Genomic DNA, 24,907 nt, shown 5'->3' on the forward strand with positions numbered 1-24,907 from the left:
GTTGAAATTTTGATCTTTTGCAAAACAGCTTAGAATTCAATTAAGAAACTGAATTGTATAAATTTAAAAAATTAATAAATGAAAAAAATTGTGCTTTTTATTCTGTTCATTACAACCTTGACCGGATGTTCCATTGATAATGACAATCAAGATTCTTATAGCTTTGAAGTGCTGCCTATAGATAGCTATACATTACCCGAAAAATTCATATTGGGAAATACCTATGAGATAAAATTAAAATATACAAGACCAACCGAATGTCATTTATTTCAAGGGATTTATTATGACAAAAATTTGAATGTAAGAACCATAGGCATTCAAACGGCAGTGAATACTAGTCAAGTTTGTACGCAACAAATACCTTCACCATCAGAGGTTTCTTTTAATTTTTATGTAACCAATACCGGTTCTTATATTTTTAAATTTTATAAAGGGGAGAATGCTAATGGAGAAAATATCTTTGAAGAAGTAGAAGTTCCAGTCGTTATTAATTAATTCTTGAATAAAATTGTGCGGTTAGACCAATAAATTATTGACTGTAAAAAGCTATTAGGAGTTTACTTGATACATTCGAGTAGTTATCCGGATGCCGAAGAAATTTACAGATTTGAAGCAAATCCATTTTAGCACTAATGTGAGTACCGGCTTTAAATACCGAATTGTAAAATCATTTCAGATTAATTTTGAACCTATGGTAAAGTATCAAATAAATACTTTTTCAAACAACTCTGGTGACTTTAAACCGCTATTTATTGGATTGTATTCCGGGATCAGTTACAGTTTTTAAAATTTATTTAGAGTCGAAAGCAACTAATTGCTCGTAAATGATTTCGCGTACTTCTTCGCGAATTTGTTTCCTGTCTGCCCCTGTTTTTCCAAAAGTTTCCACATGAGAATGTATTTTTACCCGCATAAATCCTGGACTTCCTCCCCAAAAAGCATATGGAAATCTTTTTTTATTGTCTCCAAAAGTAATGGGAACAATGGGTATTTGATGCTCAATTGCCAATCGGAAAGCACCATCTTTGAAAGTGTCCAGCAAGACTGATTCATCACATGGAACACCACCTTCTGGAAAAATACAGATACTCAGTCCTTGATTAATTCTTTTTTGAGCGCGATTAAAGACTTCCATTTTACTTTTTGAAGAATTTCTATCCACCAAAATACAGGTTCTTTTATAGAAAAAGCCAAACAACGGAATTTTTGAAAGTTCTTTTTTACCTACAAAAACAAACGGATTTCTTGTCAGGACAAGCATCAGCATAATATCAGCCATGGAGGTATGATTCGCAACAATCATGTAACTTTTTTGGCACTCCATTGCTTGTGTTCTATCTATTTTATAATGAAAACCCATGCCAAAAAGAATGAATTTTGCCCAAATACGAGCCATCTTAAAAAAATAAGGATACCCGTTTTCCGTCAAAATAGACAGCACCAGAAAAGGAAACATCACCAATATAGGAATGGTCATCAAAATATAAAACCATATACGCCATAGCGCCCAGAAAATAATTTTTAATGCTCTCATAAGTTCAAAAGTAAGAAATCGGATGTTATGATACTCAAAAAATATTCTTGCGTTTTTCAACATATAAGTATTATAAGTTCTAATTTACTGCTCAATTATAATATCTTCGTTTAACCATCAAGGTTTTATTGACTTAAATGTCTGATATGGTTAAAAGAAATTACTAACACGATTTAAAGTAACTTGATTTTTATAATTTGCAAATTTGCGGTAAAAAATAAAAAACTTTGCGAACTTTGCGGTAATAGTTAAAAATCATAATGGCAAAAATACTGACAGGCGTTCAAAGTACCGGAACACCGCATTTAGGAAACTTACTTGGTGCAATCATTCCCGCAATAGCACTATCAAATAAACCGGAAAACGAATCGTTTCTTTTCATTGCCGATTTGCATTCCATAACGCAAATAAAAAACGGCGAAACTTTAAGAACAAATACTTACAGTACTGCTGCAGCCTGGCTTGCCTGTGGTTTGAATGTAGATAAAGTCGTTTTCTACAGACAATCAGATGTGCCACAAACAGCCGAATTATCGTGGTATTTGAGTTGTTTTTTCCCTTTTCAACGCCTGACATTAGCGCATTCTTTCAAAGACAAAGCGGATAGACTGGAAGATGTCAACGCTGGTTTATTTTCGTATCCAATGCTGATGGCGGCAGATATTTTATTATACGACGCCGAGTTTGTACCCGTAGGAAAAGACCAATTGCAGCACGTTGAAATCACGCGTGATGTAGCGTCCCGTTTCAACCACCAAATGGGAGAGACTTTTGTACTTCCCGTAGCAAAAATTCAGGAAGACAGCATGCTGATTCCCGGAACTAACGGCGGAAAAATGAGTAAATCAGCTAATAATATTATCAATATATTCTTGGATGATAAGTCCTTACGCAAACAAGTTATGAGCATTGAAACCGACAGCACGCCGCTGGAAGATCCTAAAAATCCGGATACGTGCAATGCGTTTGCCATTTATAAATTATTGGCAAATCAACAACAAATAGCCACAATGACTGCCAATTACTTAAATGGAAATTACGGTTACGGTCACGCCAAACAAGCGTTGTTTGAGTTGATTGTAGAAACTTTCAAAACCGAAAGAGAAAAATACAAGTATTACATGAATAACCTTCCTGAAGTAGATGCTTTACTGAAAATTGGTGCTCAAAAAGCAGCTGTTGTTGCCAATGGAGTTTTGGCAAGAGTGAGAGAGAAATTAGGATTTGAGGTTTAAACAATCAATTTTTAAAACATATAAGTTTTTTTAAGTTTAATACTATTTTATTAAAGCTTTCATGACTTATATGTTAAAATCAAATCGCCTCAAACAATTTCCCCGGTAAAGGCCGTATCACGCCTTTCAATTCCATATTTAATAGCATTCCTGAGATTTTATAAATAGGAAAATCACAGCGCAAAGCAATAATATCCATTAGTTCTTTCCCTGTTTTAAGGAGGTAGTCGTATACTTTTTGTTCGTCTTCCTCTAAGCTTACAAACAATTGTTTTTGTATGGGTTTGGATTCCTTCTGAATGTCCCAATTCAAAATATAAACCAAATCAGCGGCACTAGTCAATACATTTGCTTTTTGAGTCTTTATGAGGTTGTTGCAGCCTTGGCTATACTTATCTGTAACACGTCCCGGAACCGCAAAAACATCACGATTGTAATCATTCGCCATGTTTGCAGTGATTAACGATCCGCCTCTATCGGCAGATTCAATTACAATCGTCGCTTCAGACATTCCTGCAACGATCCGGTTTCTTCGCACGAAATTTTCTTTATCCGGATTGGAGGAACTCCAAAACTCAGTCATAAAACCACCGTTTTGTTCGACTTTCGACACATATTTTTTATGGGTTTTCGGGTAAATTTGGTTTAAACCATGAGCAACAACACCAATGGTTTGTAGGTTATTTTCCATTGCCAATTGATGCGCCACAATATCGACACCGTAGGCAAAACCACTTACGATTATAGGATCGAGTGGAGCCAAATCTTCGATCAGTTTTCTACAAAATTCAGTACCGTACGAGGTAATTTGGCGCGTTCCTACAATGCTGATTATTCTTCTGTTTTTTAAATTGATATTTCCAGATGTGAATAATAAAAGTGGTCCGTCAATACAATGTTTCAACCGATCTGGATATTCTTCGTCCTGAAAATAAACCGCATTGATTTCATTTGCTTTTATAAACTCCAGTTCCTGAGTCGCTTTTTCGAAAACTGATTTATCTTTTAAATTTTTCAGCAAAACAGATCCTACTCCATCAATAGCAGCGAGTTGCGATGCTTTTGTATTAAAAACCGCTTCTGCTGTTCCAAAATGGGTAAGCAGTTTTTTGGCTATGATGTCGCCCACGCCCTCTATTCTTTGCAATGCCAATAAATAAAATAAATCCTGCTCTTTCATATGTAGATAATACTTGTTTTTTATTGGAATATGGAATACGCCAGTTTAAAAAAATCTTTATTTATGTTTGTATAACGATTAAACATGGCTATTTCATGCTAATTATTTGAGGGTGAAATGTATAAATTTTTATGCGGATTGTTAATAAAAATTGTAAATAAAATTTTGATACCTGTTTTCGTTGTATAACTTTGTGAGTATGAAAATCGAACTATACATCGCGCAGCTTTTATACCGTTATCAATGTGTAACCGTTCCGGGTTTCGGAGCTTTTTTGACCGAAATTCAATCGGCTAAACGGAACGAAAGCACGAACTCGTTTTCTCCTCCCAAAAAAATGATCGCTTTCAATGCTAATTTGAAAAACAATGATGGTTTATTAGCCAATCATATCGCTTTAGCAGAGAAAACGTCTTATGAATACGCCGTTAGTGCCATTCAATATGAAGTTTTTACTTGGAAAAAAACATTAGAAGAAAACGAACTTTTTTCTATCAAAAATGTAGGTGATCTTCATTTGAACGCGGATAAAAATATAGTTTTCACTCCATACGACCAAACGAATTACTTAACCAGCTCTTTTGGGTTGGCTCCCTTTGTTTCACCACTTGTAAAAAGAGCAATCTTCGAAAAAGAAGTAGAAGCAATTGAAGAAAAAGCAACCATCACTATGGTTCCTGAAACCAGAACAGCGAATCCATATTTAAAATACGCCGCTATTTTTGTGTTAGGATTAGGACTTGCGGGAAGTGTTGGTTATCCAATGTATCAAAATCAAATTGCCTCAGAAACGATTCTTGTAGAAACTGCCGTTCAAAAACAAGTTCAAAATAAAATTCAGCAAGCCACATTCTTCATCGAAAGTCCGGTTCCTGCTGTTACACTATCCGTAAAATCGACTATCGAAGCAAAAATGCCGTATCACATTATGGCCGGAGTGTACAGGGAAGAAAAAAATGCGGATAAAACACTGCGGATTTTAAATCGCTTAGGATATGATGCCAAGCGAATCGCTCCTAACCGAAACGGTTATTTTCCGGTTTTGTATGGCAGTTACGCCACATTTGCTGAAGCAGAAAAAGCAAAAAAAGAAATCAATGAAAAGCACAATCCAGAAGCTTGGATATTAATTCAGTCACTATAAAACAAAAACCCTATTCGTACCGAATAGGGTTTTTTAGTTTTAATACTTTCTTATTATTTAATTCAAACTCGCTTTGTACATTCTCGCTTCTTCCCAAGAAAATTTATGACCGTATTTCTCCATCAACGCATTCAGTGATTCTTCTTTATATCCTGCAAAAGCAGCTGCTAAATCCTGCATTTTATCCTCCGATAAAACCTCTGAAATTGAAACTGCTTTGGTTTGTATCAGCTTTACAAAATGGGTGTAAATCGTTTGTTTGGTCAGCACTCTGATAGTTGCAATATCCGCAATTGATTTCTTTTCGACCCACAATTCATAGGTTTCCTGCACCGTTGTTTTTTTAGGTACCGTTGTTTTTGCTTTTTTCGAAGTATAACCCTCTATGTCTTTATCATCGGCAATCAAGGTTATATTTAATTCCTTGAATTGATTTTGTATGGCTTCTGTCTTGCGGATGATGTAATTTTTTATTTCTGAAGAGGTCAATTTTTCTTTCGAAATGGCTTCTCCTGCCACAACGGTTTCTATCAATAATTTGGCCTTCATTAAGCGTAAAACGGCTTTGGTTTGCAATTCTTCCAGCACGATTAATTCATCATAAAACGTTTTTACTTTTTTGATGCGCTTTACTTCTTCAATTTTCCAAAGAATTTCAAAAACCAGCTCGTCCATTGGTTTTAGGAAATAACTGAAAGCGGCTTGAATGCGTTCCGATACGTGATTCAAATCGACCGTTTCCTGACCAAAAAGGGTATTCAACTGCGAAATGAATTTTTTGGATGGATCTAAAAGCTGTTCAATGATTTCTGTTTGCTTTTTGGCCCAAACAGCGTGTTTGGATTTCTCTGAAATTTCTGATTTTTCGTTATAACTGAATTTATGATTGCGCCATTCCTGAGCCAAATCGTTCCAATCAAAGGTGTTTGTCAGATAGTTATGGATGAAATTTTTGGTTTCAAAATGCAAGGCATTCTCTAAAAACGAATCCGAAGCTTTGTTTAATGAGTAATCCATGACATCCTGATCGTTTGAAATGCCATTCATACGCAACGGAGATAGCAAAATAAGCCCTTCTAGTGAGCGCAAACGAGATAATGCCACATAAGCCTGTCCGGGTAGAAAAACTTGCGAAACATCAAGTACTGCTTTATCAAAGGTTAGTCCCTGGCTTTTATGCACCGTAATCGCCCATGCTAATTTGATGGGATAGTGCACAAAAGTTCCCAAAACCTCTTCATCAATTTCTTTAGTGGTTTCGTCTACTTTGTATCGAATGTTTTGCCATTCATATCTTTCAACTTCTATAGTTTTATTTTCTTCCGGAAAATGAACCAGAATTTCTTTACTCGAAAGGGATTTGATAACGCCCATTTTTCCGTTGAAATAGTGTTTATCAAAGGATAAATCATTTTTTACAAACATGATTTGCGCGCCCACTTTTAACTGCAATTGTTGTTCCACGGGAAATATCTTATCCGGAAAATCTCCGGTAATCTCCGGTTTATAAACCACCAGCTTTCCCTCCAGATCTTGTAAAGCCTGCGCGTTCATCGTATCGGCTTTGTTGTTGTGAGTGGTTAATGTGATGTATCCTTTATTTGCTTTTAAATCGAAATCGGGTTTTACATATTGGTTTAAGGTTTGAATGTCCTGCTGTGAAATCTCATTGTTGCGCAGGTTATTCAAAACCGAAATAAATGTATCGTCAGTCTGGCGAAAAATCTTGGACAATTCAATGTATAAAGGCGGATTTTGTTGCACGACGTGCGAATGAAAAAAGAATTTTCCTTTGTAATAGGTTTTCAGCGTACGCCATTCTTCGTCCCGAATGACCGGCGGCAACTGCAACAAATCACCAATATATAAGACTTGAACACCTCCAAAAGCAGTGTTGCGCTTGCGTACTGTTTGCATCATATAATCCATCGCATCCAGCAAATCCGCACGAAGCATACTGACTTCATCGATAATCAATAATTCCATATTGCGAATCACCGATTTCTTCAAACCACTCATTTTGAAATGCCTGCGCAAGGTAGCTTTGGTTTCAAATTTAGTACTTTCGGAAAATTGAGGTGATGAATTATCTGGAATAAATCCTCCAAACGGCAACTGAAACATGGAGTGAATCGTAACGCCTCCTGCATTTAACGCGGCAATTCCTGTTGGCGCCACCACAACGGTGTTTTTGTGCGTGGTTTGGATAATTTCCCGTAAAAGGGTGGTTTTTCCCGTTCCTGCTTTACCGGTCAGGAAAATGGATCGATGAGTTTGATTGATGAATCGTATTGTATAAGCGGCGGCTTCTGAAATGGTTTGCATTAGGCGTGTATATATAAAGCTAAAGTATTGAAAATTAAAAACACTATTGGAATAATTGGAAAATATTTACGATTATAATTCGACTGTTTTTTAGCCCAGATAGCAGCGAAAATCCTCGAAATTTAGAAAAAACACTTGCTACACGAGAGATTACTTCACTATACTTTTATTTCAATTGGAGTTCAGTGAACTACGTTTATAGCGGATAACCGGGTATGGCTTCAAAAAAAAAAGCCTTCAATCTAACTATAGACGAAGGCAATCTTTTGAATTAATAGTAAAAATTTATTTTTTAGCCGCTGCTGTTTCTTCCGTTTTTGCAGGAGCTTTATATTTATCGTTCAAGGCTTTGATAATTTCTTTTGTGATATCAAATTTATCTTCTGCGTATAAAATTGAGGCAGCGTCACCGGTTCCATAGATGTAGGCATATCCTTTTTCCTTACCGTAGGATTTAATAAATTTTTTCACACCACTTACCAGAGAATCCATTTCTTTTCCGCTTTCTTGCTGCAATTCCTGAGACAACGCTTGTTGTGCGTAGCTCAATTGTTGTTCTTTTTTTTGCAGTTCAGCTCCTTTTTGTTGTGCCCAAGCCTGCCCGTTAGCTTGTGCCTGAGCTTGGAAACCTGCTGCTTCTTGCTTGAATCGATTAATTTCAGCCTCTAGCTGTCTTCCTTTTTCTTCTGCTTTTGTCTTGTATTTTGCTTCAAGATCTTTGGCCTCTGTATATTCCTTCATTAATTCAGAAGTATCTACGTAAGCAGTTTTCACTTCCTTAACTTCTGCTGGTTTGTTACAAGCAACAATTGAAATTGATAATGCGATAATTACTAATGCTTTTTTACCCATATCTTTAATATTTCTTTTTTGGTATTGCGTTGCCAGTTCGCTAACGCTCGTGTCGTGAATCTTTGATTTCATTTTGATGAATTTCTAGTTTTGAGTATTGGTGACAAAAATATAAAAAAATAGATAGTATTGACATAAAGTTTGAAAAATGCTACTTTTTTATGATATAAGATTTTATTATTGTGATTCACAAATGCATAATCTATGACTATTAAAACCGAGCTTCATATCTTCTAAATAAACTAATTAGTTTAAAAATCCGATGATCACCTTCGATTTCATTAAAAAACACGCTTAAACACACTTAAAATGATTTTTAGGTGTTTTTTAGGATGTAAATGTGTGAGGAATACTCAGAATTCTTCTTCGCTTCCCAATTTGATTGCAATCCAACAAAAAAGGCTTTTATATAATTCATTTTTCCGGTTTTGTATTTTTCCGAAAGCAAAGCAACATAAAACGAATCAAATTTCATGGGAAGCACTTGTACCAATTTCATTTCTTCTTTCTCGAAAAGCATTTTTATAGCCGTTTTAGAAAAATGCCAAAAATGAATTGGCACATCATAAGCGGCCCAAAACGTTCCGTAATGTTTTGCATCGAAGGATTTAAAATTTGGAACAGCAATAATTAAAGTTCCATTAGGTTTTAATAATCGTTTGAGTTCTTTGATTTGGTTTTCCAAATTAGGAACGTGCTCCAAAACATGCCACATCGAAATGACTTCAAAAGAATGATTGTCTAATTCACTGGTTTCGCCAACAAATGAAACGCCTTTCTTTTTGGCAATTGCTTTTGCTTTTTCACTTGGCTCTACTCCTATGGTATGCCAACCGTTTTCTTTGGCCACATATAAAAAATCCCCTGTTCCGGCACCAATATCTAAAATGCTTCCTTTATTTGGCTGCAACGAATTGATTAAATTCAGTTTGTTTTTTAGCGCGATGCTTTTTACAAAATGATACGCTTTTTCAAACAAGGATCGCTTACTGTCTGTATGGGAAATGTAATCCACACTTTCATAATACTTTCCTAAATTTTCTAAACTGGGTTGTGGAGACGTAATCAGCATATCTAATTTGGCGTCATGATACAAGTCAAAAACCTCCTGAGAAACAGAATAATCTTTAACGGTTAAAAAAGGCTGTTGGTTTGAAATGTTCATTAATTAATAGTCTTTTATATTTTTAATTTTAAACAAAACCCTGAAAACACATACGAATGCTTTCAGGGCTGAATTATTTATTTTTATGATTCTTTAATAATTCCAAGGCTTCACAGCGTAGTTTCACGTGGAACAAATTTTAGTGTTCCGTGTTCAGAGGCGGTATTCAGTATAAATCGACAATTAAACTGATCACTATAAACTGAATACTGATCACTTCCTAACGTCCCATATAAATCAACAACACCGAAACATCACTTGGTGACACACCGCTGATTCTTGATGCTTGCGAAATGGTAACAGGACGAATCTTGCTTAGTTTTTGTTTGGCCTCAATTGACATGGACTTAATTTTATCATAATCAAAATTTTCAGGGATTTTAACATCTTCTAAACGAAGTAACTTATCAGCATTATTTCTTTCTTTTTCTATGTAACCAGAATATTTCACTTGGATTTCGGCTTGTTCTAAAATTTCTTGATCCACATCATTGGCGGCAACATAAGCTACTACTTTCTCGAATTTCATCATGTCCTCTAAATCAATTTGCGGACGTGAAAACACTTTGAACATCTTATCCCCTTGCGAAATCAGCGCCGTCTCTTTTGCTTCTAAAACAGGATTTGCTTCCGCAATCGAAACACTCGTTTCTTTGAAGAAAGCCACCATTTTTTCGGATTCATTTAGTTTGTGTTCCATTCTGCGCAAACGTGCTTCTGAGGCCAAACCTATTTCATGTGACATGGGAGTTAATCTAAAATCGGCATTGTCCTGACGCAACAGCGTTCTATATTCTGCTCGAGACGTAAACATTCTATATGGTTCTTCAGTTCCTTTCGTAATTAAATCATCAATTAAAACTCCGATATAGGCTTCGTCTCTTTTTAAAATTAAGGGTGCTTTTTCATGCACTTTCAAATGCGCATTTATTCCGGCCATCAGTCCTTGAGAAGCTGCTTCTTCATATCCTGTAGTTCCGTTTATTTGACCAGCGAAATACAATCCTTCAATAAGTTTTGTTTCCAAAGTATGCTTCAATTGTGTCGGCGGGAAATAATCATATTCAATTGCATATCCCGGACGAAAGAATTTTACTTTTTCAAATCCTACAACAGAACTCAATGCCTTGAATTGAATATCCTCAGGAAGCGACGTTGAAAATCCATTCACATAAACTTCACAAGTATTCCATCCTTCTGGTTCTACAAACAGTTGATGTCTTTCTTTATCCGCAAAACGATTAATTTTATCTTCAATCGACGGACAATATCTTGGCCCAAGACTTTTTATTCTACCGTTAAACATTGGCGAACGATCAAAACCTTCTCTCAAGATATCGTGAACTTCAAGAGAGGTATAGGTCATATGACACGATTTTTGATGAATCAACGGTGAGGTCACATCTGAATAGGAAAATTTATCCGGCTTCGCATCTCCTTTTTCTTCATTCATTTTTGAATAATCCAAAGATCGTCCATCAACTCTTGGAGGCGTTCCTGTTTTCATTCGTCCTGATTGAAACCCAGCAGCAACTAAATCTTCAGTAATTCCATGTGCAGCACTCTCGCCTGCTCTTCCACCACCAAATTGTTTTTCGCCAATATGAATCAATCCATTCAGGAAAGTTCCATTAGTCAACACAACCGACTTAGACCGAATCTCTACTCCTAGCGAAGTTCGGATTCCTTTTATTTTTCCGTTTTCAATAATCAAACCTTTCACCATTTCCTGATAAAAGTCAAGATTTGGAGTTCCTTCAAGCATCATTCTCCACTCCTCGGCAAAACGCATTCGATCACTTTGAACACGCGGAGACCACATTGCAGGACCTTTGGATTTGTTCAGCATCTTGAACTGGATTGCAGTTCTATCCGAAACAATTCCAGAGTACCCCCCAAGCGCATCAATCTCGCGTACAATTTGTCCTTTAGCAATTCCACCCATCGCTGGGTTGCATGACATTTGGGCAATATTCTGCAAACTCATTGTTACCAGTAAGGTTTTAGAACCAAGATTTGCAGCAGCGGCAGCAGCCTCAGAACCGGCGTGTCCTGCGCCCACAACTATCACATCATATTCATTTAAAAACATCTTCTTTATAATTTAATCCGTATTAAGGATTGTGATTTTGAAATCTATTTTATTGTTCCACGTGAAACATTATATACTCAATTTTCAAATCTAAACTAAATGTTCCACGTGAAACACTTTAGATTAAAATAAAGAAAACACTATTATTTCACCTAAAACATAGCGATTTTTTCATCTTCTTTACTACGCATTAAAAGCTCCTCCGACTCTCCTTTATCTTTGTAGCCACAGTAATGTAAAATTCCGTGAACTAAAACGCGCTTTAATTCTTGCTCAAAAGAGACATTGAAATCAGCAGCATTGTCTTTCACTCTTTCGACAGAAACAAAAATGTCACCGTGTAACTCATTACCCATAGAATAATCAAAACTAATTATATCTGTTAGCGTATCATGATTCAAATATTCTACATTGATTTTATGTAGATACTCATCATCGCAAAAGATGTAATTAATCTCTCCTTCTTTCTTGTTTTCTGAAGTAATAACATTTTCCAACCAAGCAACAACAGCTTCTTCGTTGTCTAAATTAAAGTCGGTTTCGTAATTAAAATTGATCATTTTTTATTAAAATATTCTTGAACTTTTTGATTAAAATTCGAGCGTAAAGGTAAGGATTGTCTATTTAATATTTCTATGCTATTCAAATAATCTAATAAAGCTGCCGGAAGCACATTAGATGGGTTTTTAAACTCCTTTTTATTGGTTTCAGATTGGCGTTTGTTTTCTTCACCTTGTTGCTGAATAGCGGAATTTAATTTCAACAATTCCTGTTTCACATTCAATATCTTTTGAAGCGTTTCGTTCTTAAAACCTTTGTTTAATAATTGCTTTTCAATTTGCTTCATTTGTTCCAAAGCGCTTTGTCCATTACCAACCAATCCTTGTTTATTTAATTCGTTTTGCAATGCTTCCCTTAATTGCTTTTGTTCTTTGTAAATTTCCATTATAGCTTGTGCATCACCTTCTCCGCCCTCACCCTTTTGTCCCGGTTTTCCTTGATTTCCTTGTTTACCATTTTGTCCTTTTGGACTGTCCCCATACTTATCTCCTTTCTTAATTCCGTCTTTCATTTTCTCGCCAAGACCTTCTTGTTTTTTAATAATATCCGGCAATTGCATTCCTTGTCCTTGACCTGGCTTCGGTTTCCCAGAACCCATTCCTGACATTTGCATTTGCATATTGTAAAGCATGTCACTGAGAAAATCTGCTAGTTTGTTAGCCGATGAAATCGAATATTGTTGGTGAGACAAGCCTTTTGGAACTTGAGCGTCGGTTAAACTGGATAACGATTTGTCGACGTTGTAAACTACATAACCAATTTCTTTGGTAATATCCTCCGCAATTTTAGGATTACGCAAGGACATCGCAAATAAACTATCGTCAACATGCTTGAACTGTTGCTTTAAATCCTGTTGAATTTTTATGTTTTTATTGAACGCTGGAGACCCTGATTTATGCCTTTTGAACTGATTCATCAAATCTTCCTGTGACAAAGAAAAAGCTAATAAATTATCTACGATTTGTCGCAACATGACAACATCTTCCTGCAACTGTTCCATATCTCCTTTATCCAAAGTTTGCGCCATTTTTTGCGCCATCTCTTTCATCTTTTTTGAAGCACTTTTTTGGTTTGGTTTGGCTTTATCCTTTTTATCTTTCTTCAATTCCTCAGAAGCTTTCTTTAAATCATCATCAATGCTTTTTTCTTTAGCATCATCTTTTGGTAAATCCAATGGTGATTTTAATTCCTTATTTTCTTTTTCCAAATCATTTAAATCTAATTGAATTTTATCAAACTCCGCATTAATATCTTCCTGTTTATCCAGTTTATTTTCATTTTCATCATCAGATAATTTGTTTAGTTTTTTAGAAAGCTTGTCCAGTTTTTCACCTAACTGTTCCGCTTTCTTTTCAACATAAAATCTCTTAGTCAACTCTACCAACTGTTCTAAATTCTTAGTTTGGTTTTTACTGTTTTGTTTAAAAATATCCAACTTGGTCAACAACTCTTCATTCTGGATTTTATCGTTAAGTTCTTTCAACTCATCTAAAAGCTTTTGGTTTTTTTCCAATTGTTTTTCCGATTTGTCCATTCGGTTTTGAAGCACTTCTTTTAATTCATCTTTTTTATCCGTTTTGAATTGCTCCAAATTGTCATTCATTTTTTTTGTAAATTCTTTCATCATCTCATCCTGTTTCATTTGACGCTTGATAAAATCATTTACTTTTTGCTGATCTTTGAAATCCAAATTTTCTTTCTCTTTTCCGGTTTTTTGAAACTTTTCTATATCGGCCATTTGCTTGTCCTGGTTTTTTAACGACTTCTCTAAACTGTTAATGTTGTCGTTTTGCTGCTGCAAAATTTGATCTTCCTTTTCTTCATCTGTGGAAACACGATTAGTGAAGACCATAGACTTCGTACTTTTAAAATTGTGAATCGCATCATTATCAAAAACTTCAAAATAATACTCATAAGAAACCCCTTGCTCCACCGGAAGATTACTTGGAAACGAAAATACAAATTGGTCAAAAGAACTTTTTTTAATGGCAATTGTTCCACGTTTGGCAGTTTGCGGTTTCTCTATTTCGTAATAAACAATCTGAAGTCTAGACAAACCATAATCATCCGTGATTTGGCCTAAAACATAGTTCTTAGCAATCTTCAAACTGTCCGGTGTATTGTTCACATTGATCGTTGGGAACTGATCTTTGATAACTGTAAGCTGATAATTGAGTTTTTCGTGGTTTTTTACCTTATCATTTGAAGTAAATATTTGATAATCTGTATTTTGAAGTATATTTTTAGATAAAATAAAGGAGTTTTCTGTTTTCGAAAAAGAAGATTTGGAAATTCCGCTCATCCACGCAATATTTTGGGTCGCTTGAGTTTCTATTTTCCAAGTTACACGCGTTCCTTCAGGAATAACAGCATTTCCAGTTCCATTTATAGTTTCTGCTTTTTTATTCAAATATGAAGGAAAGTTCAATTGCATTTCGAAATTAGCAATCAAAGGAACGGTTATCACTTTCAATTCATAATCCGGAGAAGAAATAGCATTTCCCTCCACGTGAAACAAAATATTTCCTGAAGGCTTTGCCATCTTAAATTGAAATTCTCCAGCTTTCGATGATTCCATGAAATAACTTTCATCGCCAATGAAAATCATTGCATTCTCCGGAGCTATCTTTCCTTCGGTTTTAATGCGAAGGATAAAATCCTTTCCTTGTTCGGTTTGTAAATTCGAATTTAAAACAACGAATTTAAAAGGAGCCGGTGGCAAAAAAGCCGAATTGAAATGTACTACTCTATTCAAACTTTGAGAAATCATGCTGCTGTTTCCAGAAAAATAAAAGAAAGCATATAACAAAATTGGAATTAAAGCCAAAGGAAAATACTTTCTGTTAACATTATAATTTATGGCGTTCCCAAAAGGAATTGGTTGCAATGCATTGGCTTTTTGTTCAATCGAAGCAGCTAATAACTCCGATTTACTTTGATGAATATCCGAATCTGCCAATTGTAAGAAATTTGTCAACTTATCACTCACTTCCGTAAAATGATTTCCAATAATTTCCGAAGCCTGATTGTAATCGATTCCTTTTTGAAGTTTGAATAATTTAAAAATGGGAAACAAAATAAAACGGAACAACAAATAGACTTCTACTCCAATGAAAGTCCAAAATAAAATGGTTCTTCCTATTGGCTTGAGCCAAAGAAAATATTCGACAAAAAGCGTAAAAAGGAAATACAACAATCCTAAACCGACAAAGAAAATAGTTCCCCGTATCAATTCGTTGGTATAAAACTTCCTGATGAAAGCTTCTAATTTTAGATAAATAAATTCATGAGTTTCCAAAATTTATGCTTTGTTTGTTGTAACCAATAAAAGTAATAATTTATATGCTGGCAATTATCCAAATTCCAAAATATCTGAATCAAAGATTGAAGTCTCTTGGCAAACAGAATCAACGTTTTTACCGCTAATTCGCTAATTTTTATAAAAAAATCTATATTAAATAAACCACTTGATGTAGAATTGCACTAATTAACATCCTAAAATACAAAATTTAGTTTTTCTAAAAATAAATTTGCGGATTTGCGGTTCTTTTAAAAACTGATGTGTTTGCCTACTTGAATTTGTATCTTTGCAAAAAAATACAGCAATGTCTAGACAAGTTCGGGTGCGTTTTGCACCAAGTCCAACGGGACCTTTACATATTGGCGGAGTTCGTACCGCATTATTCAATTATTTGTTTGCCAAAAAAAACAATGGTGTCTTCTTCCTGAGAATTGAAGATACAGACCAAAATCGTTTTGTTCCCGGAGCCGAAGAATATATCATGGAAGCGCTAGAATGGTTAGGAATTGCACCCGATGAGACTATTGGTAAAAATGAAAAATTTGGTCCATACCGTCAAAGCGAAAGAAAAGAATTGTACCAACAATATGCTGCTGAATTAATCAATTCTGGAAATGCGTATTATGCTTTTGATACAGCCGAAACATTGGATTCAGCAAGAAAATTAGAAGAAGATCAAGGGAACACCTTTATTTACAATCATACTAACAGAGAAAAACTAGATACCTCCTTAGTGATTTCTGCAGATGAAACTGCTAAAAGAATTGCTGATGGAGAGCATTATGTCATCCGTTTTAAAACTCCAGTGAATGAAACCTTGCATCTGCATGACATAATTCGTGGCGATGTGAAATTTGAAACGAATCTTTTAGACGATAAAGTATTGTTCAAAAGTGACGGAATGCCAACGTACCATTTGGCTAATATTGTGGATGATCATTTAATGGAAACATCACATGTAATTCGCGGTGAAGAATGGTTACCATCAATGCCTTTGCACGTTTTGTTGTACAGAGCATTTGGTTGGGAAGCACCGGAATTTGCACATTTACCATTGATTATGAAACCTGTTGGGAACGGAAAATTATCCAAGCGTGACGGTGATAAAATGGGATTTCCTGTATTTCCATTAGATTGGAAAACTACAGAAGGCATTTCATCGGGTTACAGAGAAAAAGGATTTTTCCCGGAAGCCGTAATCAACTTTTTAGCATTATTAGGTTGGAACGATGGAACGGATAAAGAATTATTCTCGCTGGAGGAATTAGTGGAAGCATTTGACTTGAACAGAGTTCATAAAGCTGGAGCTAAATTTGATCCAGAAAAAAACAAATGGTTCAATCACCAGTATTTAATCAAGCGGGAAGATGCAACTTTGGCGAAAGCCTATACTCCTATTTTAGCTGAAAAAGGTTTCTCGACTGCGCTCGAAATGACAAAGTTGACCAAAATAGTTTCTTTAATCAAAGAACGTGCGGATTTCGTTTCAGAATTTTGGGAAATGAGCGATTTCTTTTTTGTGGCTCCAACAGCCTATGATGAAAAAGCAAGCAAAAATTGGAAAGCAGAAACTCCGGCATTGATGCAAGAATTAATTTCTGTTATAGAAGAAATCACCGATTTCACTTCGATGAACACAGAAACAATTGTCAAAGATTGGATGACAAAAAATGAAATTGGAATGGGAAAAGTAATGCAACCGTTTCGATTGAGTTTGGTTGGCGCACTAAAAGGTCCTCACCTATTTGATATCGTTGAAGTAATAGGAAAAGACGAAACGATTAACAGAATTAAAAAAGCAATTGCTACTCTTTAAAACTAATAAAGCTTCTAGCCTTTTGAAGGCTAGAAGCTTTATATTTTATACAATTCACAAGTAAAAATTTTACAAATAAATTATCATATTTCCGTTTAGTATTCCAGGATTTCCTTTGAAGTTGACTCCTAAATTCTTGTTGTTCCATTTTTAAAGCATATTATTGACTCCATATTGATAGGAAACATTAGCTCTAAAATGACGAACGCCAAAAGTGATTCTAACAGTTGGATAACAATTAAAATTTGAAATTTCCCTAATATCTTTAGCTAATAAAGTTATTCCGCAAATAACATTGTTTTTCTCCGTGTTATTTGTATTTAATTTTCTATTTACCGTGTAACACGGGTCCAAACTCAATACTCAAATGATTTTCAATAAGCCTGTAACACATTTGTAAAGACACTTGAGCTGATGCTAATTTATAATTTACATCTTCATTAACTGAAGACAAACTGTTTGTTGCTACAGAAAAATTATTTTCGCTAAACTGAATTACATACACCATATCCCAATTATTATAAAAATTTCCTCGAATAGAAAATTCTGCATTCCAACCCAGTCCTTATTTAGTTTAAAATTATTTGTGTTAAAGGTAAATTGATTCTCTCCAAAAATAATACCTACTCTATTGGAATCCCGGTATTTGTATTGCGTAAAAGTGCTTATTGAAATAAAAACACAAGCTAAAGCAAACAAAATCTTTCTCATATTATTTAAAATTTACAAGAACAAACCTAAAGATTTTTTGTAAATTGTCGGATATTTATTTAACTAAAAAAAACATTATGAACATTCCATTAATAGTACTCTTAGTAGTTGGATTTTTTATTTTACTTTCCTCTTTTTTTACGGTCAAACAGCAAACAGCTGCAGTAGTAGAACGATTTGGAAGGTTTTTAAACATTAGACAATCAGGTTTACATCTAAAAATTCCTTTAATAGACCGAATTGCCGGTCGCGTTAATCTTAAAATACAGCAATTAGACGTTATAATTGAAACAAAAACCAAAGACAATGTTTTTGTGAAACTAAAAGTTTCGGTTCAATTTATGGTTATCAAAGAAACCGTTTATGATGCTTTTTATAAACTGGAATATCCACACGATCAAATAACATCTTATGTGTTTGATGTGGTTCGTGCCGAAGTTCCAAAGCTAAAACTGGATGATGTTTTTGAAAGAAAAGACGATATCGCCATTGCTGTAAAAAGAGAATTAAATGAAGCCATGACTACGTATGGTTATACGATTATCAATACATTGGTAACAGATATCGATCCGGATATTCAAGTGAAAAATGCGATGAACAGAATTAATGCAGCTGATAGAGAAAAAACTGTTGCAGGATTTGAAGCCGAAGCCTCCAGAATTAGAATTGTAGCTAAAGCCGAAGCCGAAGCAGAAAGTAAACGATTACAAGGACAAGGTATTGCGAACCAAAGAAGAGAAATTGCTAAAGGTTTAGTAGAGAGTGTAGATGTTTTGAACAGAGTTGGTATCAACTCCCAAGAAGCTTCAGCATTGATAGTGGTTACACAACATTATGATACGCTACAAGCGATTGGAGCAGATTCTAATTCTAATTTAATTTTATTACCCAATTCACCTCAAGCAGGAAGTGACATGCTGAATAACATGATTGCCTCTTTCAGCGCTTCCAATCAAGTGGGTGAAATGATGAAAAAAGGTAATAGAAAACCAAATCCTAAAAAAGAAAATAAAACGGATTATCAATTACCTGAAAAACCAGAAGCTCCGGAAACGGAAGAATAATTTAAATTCAAATCATAAAAAAAGAGGCTCATCAGCCTCTTTTTATTTTTTTTATCCACTTAATCACAAATGGTAATGCAATGGTCAATAGCGATCCGTACGAACCTGAAAATGCATTTAAGGATGATCCTATGACACCACTCACAATATTTGAGGGGGTTAAACTCTCTTTTGTTTTTTGAAAACCATACGCTAATTTTTGATAACTGATTTCTTTTTCAATCCTTAAAATTTCCAGTTCTCTTTCAATTTGAGCATAGGATGAATATTTTTTGGTTTCCATAAATTAGTCGTTAAAAAAGATTTCTGAAAATTTCTCTAAAATGGGTCCTTCAATAATTCTATCTTTAATAGTAAATAAAAGCATTGTCAGTACAAGATAAATTCCACCAACTATTAAAAACCCATAGGCATAACTATCTAAAGCTATTCCAATAGCAAATGCTGCCGCAACAGAACAAAACAATAAAACCATACTAAAGCAAAGTAAAATCAAAGACATTTTTATGATCATTGTCGTTGATTTCATTGCAAGCTTAAAGCCTCTTAATTTATAATAAGCAGCGGTAGCTTCCAAATATTCTTTAGCCTGTTCTTGAATGTTTTCTGTGTTTTCTTTTAGTTCTTCAAAAGCCATGTACTTATTTTTAGATTTTAATACTAAATTAAATCAAAATTACTTTTGAAGTTTGGCGTTTTGAGATTTTAATTCCGCCAATTTTTCTTCTAAGAAAGAAATGACATCATCCGTCTTGTGACTCATATTAGACACTAGCTCCTCATAAGTTCCTTCCAGATCGTATTTAGCAAGCGAAAACTTATCTTTCAATTCTAAAGATACACTATCAAATCTGTTTTTTAATTCATTTTTAGCATCCTCAAAACCATCTTTAAATTTTTCTCTAGTTCTAGAGCCTTTATCCGGAGCGAATAAAATTCCTACTCCTGCACCTATAGCTACACCTGTTAAAAGAGCCAATACTGTATTTCCTGTATTATTCGACATGATTCTTACTTTTATACGTTCGTTTTATAAAGATACATATTTATAAACAACAACCCGTTAACAACTCGTTAAAGTGTAATTATACAAGACCAAAAGCAAATAAAAGCAAGCTCTTGTGTGTTTTTTTAAATTCTATAAAAGATGTTGTTTATGCTATAAAAGACGTTTAAAATCAATATATGGATGTTGTTTCCGATTAGATAAAAATATTAAAAAAAGTATTTCTATAAAAAATTACTATACCAATCAAAAATCCTCTAAAAAGAGGATTTTTGATTGGTAAAATCTATTTTAGCAATATGTTCTTAAAATGTAAGATCATTTAATACCTGTAGCACTTTATCGTTTTTTTCATTATTTTTCATTTCTGAAAGTTGTGATTGAAAAAGACTAAAATTACCGCCGTCCTTTTGTAAGTTTTCGATAACTAAAATTCGAACCGCTGCCAATTGGCTTTTCAATGACATCGAATATAATTTTGTTAAAGACTCTTCGTCAATATCTTTTATATTAACCTTATCAGAATGCAGTAAAATCAAATTAGAAAACAATAACGAGTTATTATCATTCTTAATATTTTTGACAATAGTCTGAATAATTAAACTGTAATTATCTATACTTTTTATATTAGTCACAATGTTGTTTAAAATCAAATTGGCATTGTTTTCATCCTTTTCTTTTACATATTTATTGATTTCTTTTTGCGTGTTCATCAATAAATTTTCTTCTTTTTTGCCCTTTTCTTCCCAAGCATCTTTTAATCCAACGGTTTTATTGAAGACAATTTTGCCTTCAGTTGAATCTTTATCCACATTGAAGTAACCCAATCGTTGAAACTGGAATTTATCTCCGGATTGTACCGTTGCCAAACTTGGTTCTACAAATCCTTTTACAATTTGTAACGAACCAGGATTCATAAATTCCAAGAAATTTTTCTCTTTGTGACTGTCTGGCGCTTCATCGATAAACAAGCGATCGTAGAGCCGAACTTCCGTCTCTAGAGCGTGTTGTATAGAAACCCAATGCAGGGTTCCGGCCACTTTTCGTTGACTGGCTTCGCTCCCGCTCCCGCTCCTGCTGTCTTCATCATACGTTACATGAATTTCAGTAATATTACCCGCAGCATCTTTTACAACACGCTCTCCTTTAATAATATAGGCGTTTTTAAGACGTACTTCTCTGCCTAAACTCAATCGGAAAAATTTGGCAGGAGCCTCTTCTAGAAAGTCTTCTTTTTCAATAAATAATTCTCTTGAAAAAGGAACTTTCCTAAATCCTGCACTTTCATCTTCCTGATTGTTTTCGGCTTCAAGCCATTCTTCTTTGTCATCCGGATAATTTGTGATGACTAATTTTATAGGATCTAAAACCGCCATAACTCTTGGAGCCGTTTTATTCAAATCTTCACGCAGGCAAAATTCCAAAAGTGAAAAATCAATTATATTTTCTCTTTTGGCAACACCAATACTATCACAAAACTTACGAATAGAAGCTGCGGTATATCCTCTTCTTCGCAATCCTGAAATTGTTGGCATTCTAGGATCATCCCAACCGTTTACAATATTTTCCTGTACTAATTGCAACAGTTTTCGTTTGCTCATTACCGTGTAGTTCAAGTTCAAACGGGCAAATTCATATTGTTGTGGTCGTACTTTTGAGTCATCATAAATTTGGGCTAAAAACCAGTTGTATAGTTCTCGGTGCATTACAAATTCAAGCGTACAAATAGAATGCGAAATTTGCTCGATATAATCGCTTTCTCCGTGTGCATAATCATACATTGGATAAATATTCCATTGATTGCCTGTCCTGTGATGGTGACGGTGTAAAATACGATACATCAATGGATCACGCATCAACATATTAGTAGATGCCATATCAATTTTCGCACGTAAAACATGACTTCCTTCCGGAAAATCTCCATTTTTCATTCCTTCAAATAAAATGAGATTTTCTTCTATAGTACGGTTTCTGAAAGGCCCATCTACACCTGCTTGTGTTGGCGTTCCTTTTTGCAATGCCATCTTTTCCGAGGATTGGCTGTCTATATATGCTTTTCCCTTTTTAATCATCAAAATTGCCCAGTCATACAATTGCTGAAAATAATCAGAAGAATACAATTCCTCGGTCCAGTTAAATCCCAACCATTTTAAATCTTCTTTGATGGCGTCTACATATTCCTGCTCTTCTTTAGCAGGATTGGTATCATCAAAACGCAAGTTAACCGGTGCATTGTACTTTAATCCTAAACCAAAATTCAAGCAAATTGATTTAGCATGACCAATATGTAAATAGCCATTAGGCTCCGGCGGAAAACGAAAACGTAATTTATCTTTAGGAAAACCGTTAGATAAACTGTCTTCAATGATTTGTTCTATAAAATGGAGCGATTTTTCTTCAGTTGACATTTTTTTGTTTTATTTTAGCAAAGATAAAAAAAGTTTGAGGTTAAAGGTTTAAAGTTTCCATAGAAACCTTTGAAAAATTAGCGATTCCTCTTTACATTATACGCTTTACACACAAAAATAAAATAATGGGAATTATAAAACTTAAAAATATCCGCACCTACTCCTACCACGGTTGCTTGATCGAGGAAGGAAAAATTGGGTCAGACTATATTGTAAATTTAGAAGTTAAGACTGATTTGAGAAAATCCAGTGTCACAGATGATTTGAAAGACACGGTGGATTATGTGCTCTTAAATCATATCGTTGTAGAAGAAATGGCGATTCGTTCAGACTTATTAGAACATGTGGCACACCGAATCTTAACGCGAATCTTTGAAGAAATTCCGGAAATTTCCAGAATTATTGTGGCGGTTTCTAAACTAAACCCCCCTATTGGTGGTGATGTTGAAGCAGTTAGTATTGAATTGGAAGAATATAGAAGCTAAATTAAAAATATTTTTTAAAACTTTTAAACTTTAAACTTTTAAACTTTAAACTTTTTGAGTACTTTTGCCGTCCATTCAACAGGGCGTCGTGGCCGAGTGGCTAGGCTGGGCTCTGCAAAAGCTCCTACTCCGGTTCGAATCCGGACGATGCCTCTAAAACCTTCAAAGCAATTTGGAGGTTTTTTTTATGTCTAATTTTTAGGAAAAATTAAATAAATATAGGGTTCGAATCCGTCCTGAAGCTTCGAGAAATGCCTCTAAAACCTTCAAAGCAATTTGGAGGTTTTTTTATGTCTAATTTTTAGGAAAAATTAAATAAATATAGGTTCGAATCCGTCCTCAAGCTTCGAGAGATGCCTCTAAAACCTTCAAAGCAATTTGGAGGTTTTTTTTATGTCTAATTTTTAGGAAAATTAGGGTTCGAATCCGGATAAAATATAAAACCTTTAAAACACTTTAGTTTTTTTTGACTCAAATTTTTACCATTAAGAAACTACATTTTATTAAGACTTAAGACTTAATTTTTCTTAATTTCTTAATGGTTTAAAAAAACGTAATAGACTTTAATTATCTATTTTATCAAATGCTTTTTTTACCAATTCTTTTTCTTCCGGAAACCAACCTTGGGTGATCAAAACCATCCCAAAAACCATCATTACAATACTGATTCCTTTTTTAATTTTAAGGATGTTATTAGGGGTAAGTTTTGTTTTTAATTGTTTAGCTAATCCAATTTTGATACAATCTATAAATAAATAGGTTCCAATAACTGCAATAAAAAAAGTGACCATTCTAAATGTTTGCATTTCTAGTTTTGGTCCTACTGAAATAATAATAGCCAACCAAAAACCAAGTACACCTATATTGATAATATTTAACAAAAAACCTTTTATAAAAAGGCTTAAATAATTTTTTTTAACTATTTCCTTATCGATAATGTCTGTATTTATTTTCTCTTCTTTTTTTAATTGCAGGAAAGAAATTACACCATAAGCGAGCATCAACACACCTCCAAAAATAAAAAGTGCTGGTTGGTCTTTTAAACTTTGAATTAACCGGTAACTGCCTAAATAAGCAATTCCGATGAAAACAATATCTCCTAAAATTACGCCTAAATCAAATATTAAAGCCGCTCTAAATCCTTTTATAATACTTGTTTCCAGTAAAATAAAAAAAACAGGGCCAATCATAAAACTTAAGAAAATTCCCCAAGGAATACCAGCTAGAATATCGTTTATCATTAAATATCTAAATTTATTGGTATGAAAAATAAACTAAAATACTAATTTTTCTCTAAGATAGTACCACCAATAAAAATATTTTGGTTAATCTGTTTTGGTTTTCCATAGATAAAAATTGAGCCTCCAGCTTTTACTTTTGCATCCACTAATATTGTGGCATGAATTTCTGATTGTCCTCCTGCAGCAACACTTATGGTTGTTTGAGAAGTCTCTAAATCCTTAGCATTAAGAATTCCGCCCGAGGTAATTACAACATCTTGATTTTTGGCTCTACCGGATACTGAAACTATTCCTCCTGCATTCGCCTTCACCTCTACTTTATCAACATCAATTTCTAACTTTATTTCGCCTCCAGATTTTGCATTCAAATCTAATACTGTTTGTTTAAAATCAGAGTCACTTGATACATAACTTCCCTCGCTTACAGCAATACTTTGCAAGGTTTTAAAATATAACTTAACTTTAATATCATCTCCAGATAATAATTTAGGGAAAGGCATTCTGATTTTTAATTCACCGTTTTTATTCACCGTTTCCACTTCATCTGCACGAGCACCAGTTATAATAATTTTGTTTTCTGAGGCTGCAATTAATTTAACACTGATTTTATCAAATACTTTTACTTCATCAAAATCTCCTAAATTTCTGGTTATCTGAGCATTTGTTATTTGACTTAAAAATATAAAAGCAATAATCACTAATTTTTTACTCCTATTTCTAATATTTATTTTTTGGTATTGCTTCGCCAGTTCGTTAGCACTCGTGTCGTGAATCTTTGATTTCATTT

General features: G+C 34.3%; 21 protein-coding genes and 1 tRNA gene. 7 read left to right on the forward strand and 15 right to left on the reverse strand.

Features of this window, described 5'->3' with window-relative positions; genetic code table 11:
• The first annotated feature begins 78 nt into the window (after positions 1-78).
• Positions 79-495: a membrane lipoprotein lipid attachment site-containing protein gene (locus EKL96_RS02145; protein WP_126457743.1), complete on the forward strand. Its 417-nt coding sequence runs from the start codon at positions 79-81 to the stop codon at positions 493-495.
• 295 nt (positions 496-790) lie between these two features.
• Here the strand turns inward: EKL96_RS02145 and EKL96_RS02150 are convergent, their stop codons facing one another.
• Entirely contained in the window at positions 791-1,534 is a 744-nt protein-coding gene (locus EKL96_RS02150; protein WP_126457744.1) for a lysophospholipid acyltransferase family protein, read from the reverse strand.
• Positions 1,535-1,794: 260 nt separating this feature from the next.
• Between EKL96_RS02150 and trpS the strand changes: the two genes are divergently transcribed.
• Complete coding sequence (gene trpS / locus EKL96_RS02155; protein WP_126457745.1) at positions 1,795-2,769, forward strand: tryptophan--tRNA ligase; 975 nt, start codon at positions 1,795-1,797, stop codon at positions 2,767-2,769.
• 79 nt (positions 2,770-2,848) lie between these two features.
• On the opposite strand, the gene dprA is transcribed toward trpS, so the two are convergent.
• Entirely contained in the window at positions 2,849-3,949 is a 1,101-nt protein-coding gene (gene dprA / locus EKL96_RS02160) for a DNA-processing protein DprA (protein WP_126457746.1), read from the reverse strand.
• Positions 3,950-4,148: 199 nt separating this feature from the next.
• Between dprA and EKL96_RS02165 the strand changes: the two genes are divergently transcribed.
• The gene (locus EKL96_RS02165; protein WP_126457747.1) at positions 4,149-5,093 is read left to right on the forward strand and encodes an SPOR domain-containing protein; all 945 of its coding nucleotides are present in this window, start codon (positions 4,149-4,151) and stop codon (positions 5,091-5,093) included.
• A 57-nt stretch (positions 5,094-5,150) separates the two neighbouring features.
• Here the strand turns inward: EKL96_RS02165 and EKL96_RS02170 are convergent, their stop codons facing one another.
• The 6 genes from EKL96_RS02170 to EKL96_RS02195 all read right to left on the reverse strand — a co-directional run bounded on the left by EKL96_RS02170 (position 5,151) and on the right by EKL96_RS02195 (position 15,386).
• Positions 5,151-7,418: a helix-turn-helix domain-containing protein gene (locus EKL96_RS02170; protein WP_126457748.1), complete on the reverse strand. Its 2,268-nt coding sequence runs from the start codon at positions 7,416-7,418 to the stop codon at positions 5,151-5,153.
• 285 nt (positions 7,419-7,703) lie between these two features.
• Entirely contained in the window at positions 7,704-8,270 is a 567-nt protein-coding gene (locus EKL96_RS02175) for an OmpH family outer membrane protein (RefSeq protein ID WP_126459056.1), read from the reverse strand.
• A gap of 316 nt (positions 8,271-8,586) precedes the next feature.
• On the reverse strand, positions 8,587-9,435 hold the full coding sequence (locus EKL96_RS02180; protein WP_126457749.1) for a class I SAM-dependent methyltransferase: 849 nt from the start codon (positions 9,433-9,435) through the stop codon (positions 8,587-8,589).
• Between the two features lie 220 nt (positions 9,436-9,655).
• A complete protein-coding gene (gene mnmG / locus EKL96_RS02185; RefSeq protein ID WP_126457750.1) occupies positions 9,656-11,527 on the reverse strand; it encodes a tRNA uridine-5-carboxymethylaminomethyl(34) synthesis enzyme MnmG in 1,872 nt (623 codons plus the stop codon).
• Positions 11,528-11,679: 152 nt separating this feature from the next.
• Positions 11,680-12,087 carry an rRNA maturation RNase YbeY gene (gene ybeY, locus EKL96_RS02190; protein WP_126457751.1) on the reverse strand — a complete coding sequence of 136 codons (408 nt, stop codon included), beginning with the start codon at positions 12,085-12,087 and terminating at the stop codon, positions 11,680-11,682.
• Positions 12,084-15,386 (reverse strand): hypothetical protein, encoded by a 3,303-nt coding sequence (locus EKL96_RS02195; protein WP_126457752.1) that lies wholly within the window; start codon positions 15,384-15,386, stop codon positions 12,084-12,086. Before EKL96_RS02195 ends, ybeY begins: the two co-directional genes overlap by 4 nt.
• A 307-nt stretch (positions 15,387-15,693) precedes the next feature.
• Here EKL96_RS02195 and gltX point away from each other — a divergent pair, with 307 nt between their 5' ends.
• Positions 15,694-17,205, forward strand: a complete 1,512-nt coding sequence (gene gltX, locus EKL96_RS02200) for a glutamate--tRNA ligase (protein WP_126457753.1) — start codon at positions 15,694-15,696, stop codon at positions 17,203-17,205.
• 328 nt (positions 17,206-17,533) lie between these two features.
• On the opposite strand, the gene EKL96_RS14385 is transcribed toward gltX, so the two are convergent.
• Positions 17,534-17,713: a hypothetical protein gene (locus tag EKL96_RS14385; RefSeq protein ID WP_231507448.1), complete on the reverse strand. Its 180-nt coding sequence runs from the start codon at positions 17,711-17,713 to the stop codon at positions 17,534-17,536.
• A gap of 280 nt (positions 17,714-17,993) precedes the next feature.
• Between EKL96_RS14385 and EKL96_RS02210 the strand changes: the two genes are divergently transcribed.
• On the forward strand, positions 17,994-18,980 hold the full coding sequence (locus EKL96_RS02210; protein WP_126457754.1) for an SPFH domain-containing protein: 987 nt from the start codon (positions 17,994-17,996) through the stop codon (positions 18,978-18,980).
• 31 nt (positions 18,981-19,011) lie between these two features.
• Here the strand turns inward: EKL96_RS02210 and EKL96_RS02215 are convergent, their stop codons facing one another.
• The 4 genes from EKL96_RS02215 to EKL96_RS02230 all read right to left on the reverse strand — a co-directional run bounded on the left by EKL96_RS02215 (position 19,012) and on the right by EKL96_RS02230 (position 22,394).
• Complete coding sequence (locus tag EKL96_RS02215; RefSeq protein WP_126457755.1) at positions 19,012-19,263, reverse strand: DUF6327 family protein; 252 nt, start codon at positions 19,261-19,263, stop codon at positions 19,012-19,014.
• A gap of 3 nt (positions 19,264-19,266) precedes the next feature.
• On the reverse strand, positions 19,267-19,617 hold the full coding sequence (locus EKL96_RS02220) for a competence protein (protein ID WP_126452310.1): 351 nt from the start codon (positions 19,615-19,617) through the stop codon (positions 19,267-19,269).
• Positions 19,618-19,656: 39 nt separating this feature from the next.
• Entirely contained in the window at positions 19,657-19,986 is a 330-nt protein-coding gene (locus tag EKL96_RS02225; protein ID WP_126457756.1) for a YtxH domain-containing protein, read from the reverse strand.
• A 305-nt stretch (positions 19,987-20,291) separates the two neighbouring features.
• Positions 20,292-22,394 (reverse strand): glutamine--tRNA ligase/YqeY domain fusion protein, encoded by a 2,103-nt coding sequence (locus EKL96_RS02230; RefSeq protein WP_126457757.1) that lies wholly within the window; start codon positions 22,392-22,394, stop codon positions 20,292-20,294.
• A 125-nt stretch (positions 22,395-22,519) separates the two neighbouring features.
• Between EKL96_RS02230 and folB the strand changes: the two genes are divergently transcribed.
• Both folB and EKL96_RS02240 read left to right on the forward strand, forming a co-directional pair.
• Positions 22,520-22,879 (forward strand): dihydroneopterin aldolase, encoded by a 360-nt coding sequence (gene folB / locus EKL96_RS02235; RefSeq protein ID WP_126457758.1) that lies wholly within the window; start codon positions 22,520-22,522, stop codon positions 22,877-22,879.
• Positions 22,880-22,961: 82 nt separating this feature from the next.
• Positions 22,962-23,032 (forward strand) — tRNA-Cys (locus EKL96_RS02240).
• A 410-nt stretch (positions 23,033-23,442) separates the two neighbouring features.
• Here EKL96_RS02240 and EKL96_RS02245 read toward each other — a convergent pair.
• Both EKL96_RS02245 and EKL96_RS02250 read right to left on the reverse strand, forming a co-directional pair.
• Positions 23,443-24,120 (reverse strand): LysE family translocator, encoded by a 678-nt coding sequence (locus EKL96_RS02245; protein WP_126452318.1) that lies wholly within the window; start codon positions 24,118-24,120, stop codon positions 23,443-23,445.
• 41 nt (positions 24,121-24,161) lie between these two features.
• Entirely contained in the window at positions 24,162-24,905 is a 744-nt protein-coding gene (locus EKL96_RS02250; RefSeq protein ID WP_126457759.1) for a head GIN domain-containing protein, read from the reverse strand.
• Positions 24,906-24,907: the final 2 nt, after the last annotated feature.

It is taken from the genome of Flavobacterium sp. LS1R10 (assembly GCF_003968825.1).
In the GTDB taxonomy this organism is placed as follows: Bacteria; Bacteroidota; Bacteroidia; order Flavobacteriales; family Flavobacteriaceae; genus Flavobacterium.